This is a genomic window from Streptomyces sp. NPDC048637, from assembly GCF_040650675.1.
In the GTDB taxonomy this organism is placed as follows: Bacteria; Actinomycetota; Actinomycetes; order Streptomycetales; family Streptomycetaceae; genus Streptomyces.
This window is the reverse complement of record NZ_JBEZHQ010000054.1, coordinates 38774-45398: the sequence shown is the minus strand read 5'-3', so window position 1 is coordinate 45398 and position 6625 is coordinate 38774. Positions and strand designations below refer to the sequence as shown.

Genomic DNA, 6625 nt, shown 5'->3' with positions numbered 1-6625 from the left:
AAGCAGTCCGGACACCCCCACCCGCGGAGGCCCGTCACCGCACCCCGACAGCCCCGCGCAGCGGACCCGGCCCGCCGCCAGGCGCAACGGCGAGACAGCCAAAAACGTGGGCCCGAGGCAAAGCGCAGCGGAACGGTTACTTGAGGCAAAGACAGAAGGGGTGCCCCGCCGGGTCCAGGTACACGCGCCAGTCGCGGCCCTCAGCGTCCCGCTGGACGAGCTTCGCGCCGAGGGCGATGACCTTGCGCTCGGCCTCGTCGAGGTCCGCGCGTGCCACGTCGAAGTCGAGGTGCAGCTGCTGCGGTACGTCCTGGCCCGGCCACTGCGGGGGCCGGAAGTCCGTCACCTGCTGGAAGGCGAGGGTGCGGCCGGCCGGGCCGGCGATCTCGATCCATTCGTCGTCGCCTCCGGTCACCTGCCAGTCGAGTACCTCGGCGTAGAAGTTGGCGAGCGCCCGGGGGTCGGGACAGTCCAGTGCGACGACGCCGAGTTTGATCAGGCTCATGGCGTTACCTCCTCATCACTCCAACCGGTAACCTCGTTACTGCATGATGCCAGGTATCGGTAACATCGCAAGGGTGGCATCCCGAACAGCTCCGGATTCCCTGCGGCTGGTGCAGGACCTGGTGAACACCCTCGATATCGAGACCGGCGAGGACACGCTGACCGCCGACGGCGGCCTCGGCGGCTTTCTGCACGATCACGGGGTGCCCGGACGTGGCGGGGCGACGGCGCTCGGGGAGCTGCAGGAGCTGCGCGAGGCGCTCCGGGAGGTCTGTCTGGCGCACACCTCCGGCACCGCCGTACCCGAGGGGACAGCCCGGACGCTGGACCGGATGCTGGCCGCCGCGCCGCTCGTCCTGGCCGTACAGCCCGACGGCGGCGCCGCGCTGCGCCCGGCCGCCGGGCTCGGCGGCGCGGGGTACCTCACCGCGCTGGTCGCCGCGGGCATTGCGACCGCGGTCGCCGGCGGCACCTGGACCCGGCTCAAGGCCTGCGAGGCCCATGACTGCCGCTGGGTCTTCTACGACAAGAGCCCGGCCGGCCGCAGCCGCTGGTGCACCATGGCGGTCTGCGGCAGCCGGGCGAAGATGCGGACCTACCGCGCCCGGCGCGCGGAGTCCGAGTAGGCGGAGGCCGGGGGATTACGCCTGCGGGCGGCCCAGTGCGCGGTACGTCCAGCCGGCCTTGCGCCACAGCGCCGGGTCCAGGGCGTTCCGGCCGTCCAGGATGCGGCGCTCGGCGACCACCTCGCCCAGGGCGGCCGGGTCCAGCTCACGGAACTCGCGCCACTCCGTCAGATGCAGCACCACATCCGCGCCGCGCACCGCCTCCAGCGCGGTGTCCGCGTAGGCCAGCGTCGGGAAGAGCCGCCGGGCGTTCTCCATGCCCTTGGGGTCGTACACCGTCACCTGGCCGCCCTGGAGGTGGATCTGGCCGGCGACATTGAGCGCGGGGGAGTCGCGGACATCGTCCGAGTCCGGCTTGAAGGTCGCGCCCAGGACGGCGACCCGCTTGCCGAGGAAGCCGCCGCCGACCGCGTCCCGGGTCAGCTCGACCATGTGGCCGCGGCGCCGCATGTTGATCGAGTCGATCTCACGGAGGAACGTCAGGGCCTGGTCGGCCCCGAGTTCACCGGCGCGTGCCATGAAGGCCCGCAGGTCCTTGGGGAGGCAGCCGCCGCCGAAGCCGATGCCGGCCCGCAGGAACTTCTTGCCGATCCGGTCGTCGTGCCCGATGGCCTCGGCGAGCTTCACCACATCGCCGTCGGCCGCCTCGCAGACCTCCGCCATCGCGTTGATGAAGGAGATCTTGGTCGCCAGGAAGGAGTTGGCGGAGGTCTTCACCAGCTCGGACGTCGGGTAGTCCATGACGATGAACGGCGAGCCCTCGGCGATCGGGGTGGCGTACACCTCACGCAGCAGCTCCTCGGCCCTCCCCCAGCTACCGCTGGGAGGTGCCCCCACGCCGACCACTCCGGCGACGATCCGGTCCGGGTGCAGGGTGTCCTTGACGGCGAAGCCCTCGCGCAGGAACTCCGGGTTCCAGGCCAGCTCGGCGGCCTCGCCCGCCGGGGCGGCCGCGGCCAGCCGCCGGGCGAGCCGGGCCGCGCTGCCCACCGGCACCGTCGACTTGCCGACCACCAGCGTGGGCCGGGTCAGATGCGGCGCCAGCGCGTCGAAGGCGCTCTCCACGTACGACATGTCGCAGGCGTACTCACCGTGCTTCTGCGGGGTGTTCACACAGACGAAGTGCACATCGCCGAAGGCCCCGGCCTCCTCGTAGGAGGTGGTGAAGCGCAGTCGGCCGCTCGACCCCTCGATCCCGGCGACATGGCGGCGCAGCAGCTCCTCCAGACCCGGTTCGTACATCGGGACCTCGCCCCGCTGCAGCATCTCGATCTTCTCGGGGACCACGTCCAGGCCCAGCACCTCGAAGCCCAGCTCGGCCATGGCCGCGGCGTGGGTGGCGCCGAGGTAGCCGGTGCCGATCACGGTGATCTTGAGGGGCATGGATGCTCCAGACGCATACTGAGGAAAACGGCGCTGACCGAGCATAGTCGGGCCGGGATTGGCCCACGCCGGCCGCGCAGGCGGTGCTTGGGTAACTGTCGGCAACCTCACGTATCCGCAGCCGGGTTCGGCGCCTAGAATCCGGAGACGTAACGGGTTACTTAACGGTAGTTAGCACTGGCATTCAGCTCACAGGGGAGTGAGAAACCTTGGCGGGAACCGCTGATTTCGATCTGTACCGGCCGTCCGAGGAGCACGACATGCTCCGCGAGTCGGTGCGCTCGCTCGCCGAGGCGAAGATCGCGCCGTTCGCCGCCGCGGTGGACGAGGAGGCCCGCTTCCCGCAGGAGGCGCTCGACGCGCTGGTCGCCAACGACCTGCACGCCGTCCACGTACCGGAGGCCTACGGCGGGGCCGGCGCCGACGCGCTGGCGACCGTCATCGTCATCGAGGAGGTCGCCCGCGTCTGTGCGTCGTCCTCCCTGATCCCGGCGGTCAACAAGCTCGGCTCGCTGCCGGTGATCCTTTCCGGCTCCGAGGAGCTGAAGGCGAAGTACCTGGGCCCGCTGGCCAAGGGCGACGCGATGTTCTCGTACTGCCTGAGCGAGCCGGACGCCGGTTCGGACGCGGCCGGTATGAAGACCAAGGCCGTCCGCGACGGCGACCACTACATCCTCAACGGCGTCAAGCGCTGGATCACCAACGCCGGCGTCAGCGAGTACTACACGGTGATGGCCGTCACCGACCCCGAGAAGCGCTCCAAGGGCATCTCGGCGTTCGTCGTCGAGAAGGGCGACGAGGGGGTCTCCTTCGGCGCCCCGGAGAAGAAGCTCGGCATCAAGGGCTCCCCGACCCGCGAGGTCTACCTCGACAACGTCCGGATCCCCGCCGACCGCATGATCGGCGCGGAGGGCACCGGCTTCGCCACTGCCATGAAGACCCTGGACCACACCCGCATCACCATCGCGGCCCAGGCCCTCGGCATCGCCCAGGGCGCTCTGGACTACGCCAAGGGCTATGTCCAGGAGCGCAAGCAGTTCGGCAAGCCGATCGGTGACTTCCAAGGCGTCCAGTTCATGCTCGCCGACATGGCCATGAAGGTGGAGGCGGCCCGTCAGCTCACCTACGCCGCGGCCGCCCGCTCCGAGCGGATATCGGCCGGCGGCAAGGGCGAGGACCTGACGTTCTTCGGCGCGGCGGCCAAGTGCTACGCCTCGGACGCGGCCATGGAGATCACCACGGACGCCGTCCAGCTGCTCGGCGGCTACGGCTACACCCGTGACTACCCGGTCGAGCGGATGATGCGGGACGCCAAGATCACCCAGATCTACGAGGGCACCAACCAGGTCCAGCGGATCGTGATGGCGCGCAACCTGCCGCAGTAGGCACCCACGGACAGCAGAGGGCCCCGGACCGCAGCGGCGGTCCGGGGCCCTCGTGCATCCGGTCAGTTGCTGCTGACGGTGACCTTCTCGTCGTTGTTGAGCTGCTGCACCAGCTGCTGGAGCTTGGCCTTGTCCCAGACCAGGTTGCCGCCGTTGCTGCCGGAGGTCGGCATGTTCATGGACTTGCCCTCGCCGCCGGTGACGCCCTTCATCGCGAAGAACATCTCGCCCAGGCTCCACAGGCTCATGTCCTTGTCGACGACGAGCGTGTCCAGGCCGGCGCTCATCGTCGGGTAGAGCTTGAAGGGGTTGAGGACGGTGCCGGGGGTGGCGGTCTGGCTCGCCAGGGTCGCCAGGAACTTCTGCTGGTTCTTCGTACGGTCCAGGTCCTGCTGGGCGAAGGCGTGCCGGGTCCGGACGTAGGCGAGCGCCTGCTGGCCGTTGAGGGTCTGCTTGCCGGCCGGGAAGTCGGCGCCGGAGTCCTTGTCCTTGATCGCCTTGGGGAGGTCCATCTCGACCCCGCCGATGGCGTCCACGATGTTGGCGAAGCCGGCGAAGCCGATCTCGACGTAGTGGTCGATGTGCAGCTTGGTGTTGTACTCGACGGTGCGCACCAGCAGCTCGGGGCCGTCCTCGGCGTAGGCCGCGTTGAGCTTGGTGTGCCGCCCCGTCCCCGGGTACTTCTTGCCGGAGTCCGAGCCGACGAACGTGGGTATCTCCACGTCCGAGTCACGCGGCAGGGATATCAGCGTCGGGCCGTTGCTGCCGTCGTGCAGGATCATCATCGAGTCGGTGCGCTTGCCCTCGGCGGAGCCGGTGTGCAGCTTGCGCTTCTGCTCGGCGGTCATGCCCGCGCGGCTGTCCGAGCCGACGATCAGGTAGTTCGTGCCGTCGCCGGTCTCCGGCCGGTCGATGACCTTGCTCAGGTCGACCTTGCGCCGGAGCTTGCCGTCGGCCCAGAAGTAGGTCGCGACCGAGGTGACCGCCAGCACCGCTACCAGGGTGATGACCGTCCACTTGATGCGCTTGCCCCAGTGGGGGCGCGGCCGGCCGCCGTGGCCCTCGTCGTAGCCGGCACCGCCGCCGCGGCCACCGCCGTAGACCTGGCCGGTGTTGTAGCCGTCGTATGCGTCGTCGTAGCCCTGGGACTGCTGCGGAGGCACGGCCGCGCCCCTGCGCGGGGACATCGACGGCGGCATCGGAGGCTCACTCCGCTGATAGCCGGGGCCTGCGTCGCGCCGCACCTGGGGCATGGCGCGCGCACCCTCCGGCTCGGCACCGCCGCTGCCGTGTCCGTACCGGTTGCCGCTCTGGTCGCCGGACCACCCATTGGGCCACTCATTCATACGGGGAAGTGTGCATGCCGCAGCGGCGGTCTCCATAGTGCGGGTGCCGGATCGGGCCAGTGCTGTTGCAGAGCTGATGCAAAGCTACGGCACCCTTCCGCCGCATACCGCTAGCGGACGTGACCATTCCGACCTGCACGAATGGAAGCAACCATTCCGGATGGTTTCCGGCGGAGGCGGTGAGACCCGTGTCACGGACCTGCGGAAACGGCGAGACCAGTCTCACGATCCGTGCGGGGCGGTGCCGTACGGGCGCCCGCTTAGGCTGGCTCCATGACCGAACTCGTCACCGACCACCCCGAGGGAGAAGTGGTGGGCAAGCCCACTTCCGTGTCCCGCATCACGCTCAGCCACATCATGACGGCCGGCGACACGAACCTCCTGGGAACGGTGCACGGCGGCGTGATCATGAAGCTCGTCGACGATGCGGCGGGCGCGGTGGCCGGGCGCCACTCCGGCGGGCCCGCCGTGACCGCCTCCATGGACGAGATGGCCTTCCTCGAACCGGTCCGGATCGGCGACCTCGTGCATGTGCGCGCCCAGGTCAACTGGACCGGACGCTCCTCGATGGAGGTCGGCGTACGGGTCCTGGCCGAGCGCTGGAACGAATCCAGCCCGGCCCAGCAGGTCGGCTCCGCTTACCTCGTCTTCGCCGCCGTCGACGAGCAGGGCAAGCCGCGCCGGGTGCCGCCGGTGCTCCCCGAGACCGAGCGCGACCAGCGCCGCTACCAGGAGGCACAGATCCGCCGGACACATCGCCTCGCCCGGCGGCGCGCGATCATGGAGCTGCGCGAACGGCGCGCCGCGGAAGGCCTCGACGACGCATAACGGCGACCCCGTGCTGCGCCGCCAGCGCCAGCCCCGTGCCGATGACGGTGCCGGCCGCCGCGCAGATCACATCGTCGATATCGGCGATCCGCCCGGCCCGCATCAGCAGCTGCGCCGTCTCGATGACCAGGCACAGACCCACACCCAGCAGGAACGCCACGGCGGCCGACGCGCGCGGCGCGGCGAACCGCAGCAGCAGCGGTGCGGGCACGAACAGCGCGGCATTGGCGATCTGCCGCCGCACCAGCATCTCCAGCTCCCCGGGCTCCAGCTGGGCGCCCAGGTCGAACAGCCCCTCACCGGGCCGCCACCACACCGTCGCGTCCCCGGAGCCGACCGGCTGGCTGGGCGCGAGCGTCGCCAGCAGGAGCAGCAGCAGCCAGCCGGCCAGCAGCATCCGGGCCGTGGTGCGCGGGGCGCCGCCGTCGGGGACGAGCGCCGTCCACAGGGCGAGCGCGACCGCCGCCGCCAGCGCCATCATGAGGAAGAGCGTCACCGTGGTGGGGGTGATGCCCAGCACAACCTGCCACACAGTGCGCCCCTTTCAGGACCG

General features: G+C 70.2%; 7 protein-coding genes. 3 read left to right on the top strand and 4 right to left on the bottom strand.

Annotated features, from left to right (window positions below; all coding sequences use genetic code 11):
• Positions 1 to 136 precede the first annotated feature (136 nt).
• Positions 137 to 505, bottom strand: a complete 369-nt coding sequence (locus AB0C46_RS37490; RefSeq protein WP_362833592.1) for a VOC family protein — start codon at positions 503 to 505, stop codon at positions 137 to 139.
• Between the two features lie 73 nt (positions 506 to 578).
• Here AB0C46_RS37490 and AB0C46_RS37485 point away from each other — a divergent pair, with 73 nt between their 5' ends.
• Positions 579 to 1130, top strand: a complete 552-nt coding sequence (locus tag AB0C46_RS37485; protein ID WP_362833591.1) for a CGNR zinc finger domain-containing protein — start codon at positions 579 to 581, stop codon at positions 1128 to 1130.
• 15 nt (positions 1131 to 1145) lie between these two features.
• Here the strand turns inward: AB0C46_RS37485 and AB0C46_RS37480 are convergent, their stop codons facing one another.
• A complete protein-coding gene (locus tag AB0C46_RS37480; RefSeq protein WP_362833590.1) occupies positions 1146 to 2513 on the bottom strand; it encodes a UDP-glucose/GDP-mannose dehydrogenase family protein in 1368 nt (455 codons plus the stop codon).
• Between the two features lie 209 nt (positions 2514 to 2722).
• Here AB0C46_RS37480 and AB0C46_RS37475 point away from each other — a divergent pair, with 209 nt between their 5' ends.
• The gene (locus tag AB0C46_RS37475; protein WP_018087089.1) at positions 2723 to 3898 is read left to right on the top strand and encodes an acyl-CoA dehydrogenase family protein; all 1176 of its coding nucleotides are present in this window, start codon (positions 2723 to 2725) and stop codon (positions 3896 to 3898) included.
• A 62-nt stretch (positions 3899 to 3960) separates the two neighbouring features.
• Here AB0C46_RS37475 and AB0C46_RS37470 read toward each other — a convergent pair whose 3' ends face one another.
• Positions 3961 to 5244: an LCP family protein gene (locus AB0C46_RS37470; RefSeq protein ID WP_362833589.1), complete on the bottom strand. Its 1284-nt coding sequence runs from the start codon at positions 5242 to 5244 to the stop codon at positions 3961 to 3963.
• A 273-nt stretch (positions 5245 to 5517) separates the two neighbouring features.
• On the opposite strand from AB0C46_RS37470, the gene AB0C46_RS37465 reads away from it, so the two are divergent.
• Positions 5518 to 6072: an acyl-CoA thioesterase gene (locus AB0C46_RS37465; protein WP_362833588.1), complete on the top strand. Its 555-nt coding sequence runs from the start codon at positions 5518 to 5520 to the stop codon at positions 6070 to 6072.
• Here the strand turns inward: AB0C46_RS37465 and AB0C46_RS37460 are convergent.
• Positions 6023 to 6604: a VanZ family protein gene (locus AB0C46_RS37460; protein ID WP_362833587.1), complete on the bottom strand. Its 582-nt coding sequence runs from the start codon at positions 6602 to 6604 to the stop codon at positions 6023 to 6025. The genes AB0C46_RS37465 and AB0C46_RS37460 overlap by 50 nt on opposite strands.
• Between the last annotated feature and the right edge of the window lie 21 nt (positions 6605 to 6625).

Excerpts from the sequence above, each read along its gene's own strand:
- AB0C46_RS37490 (WP_362833592.1), bottom strand. The coding sequence starts at position 505 with ATGAGCCTGATCAAACTCGGCGTCGTCGCACTGGACTGTCCCGACCCC.
- AB0C46_RS37480 (WP_362833590.1), bottom strand. The coding sequence starts at position 2,513 with ATGCCCCTCAAGATCACCGTGATCGGCACCGGCTACCTCGGCGCCACC.
- AB0C46_RS37470 (WP_362833589.1), bottom strand. The coding sequence starts at position 5,244 with ATGAATGAGTGGCCCAATGGGTGGTCCGGCGACCAGAGCGGCAACCGG.
- AB0C46_RS37465 (WP_362833588.1), top strand. The coding sequence starts at position 5,518 with ATGACCGAACTCGTCACCGACCACCCCGAGGGAGAAGTGGTGGGCAAG.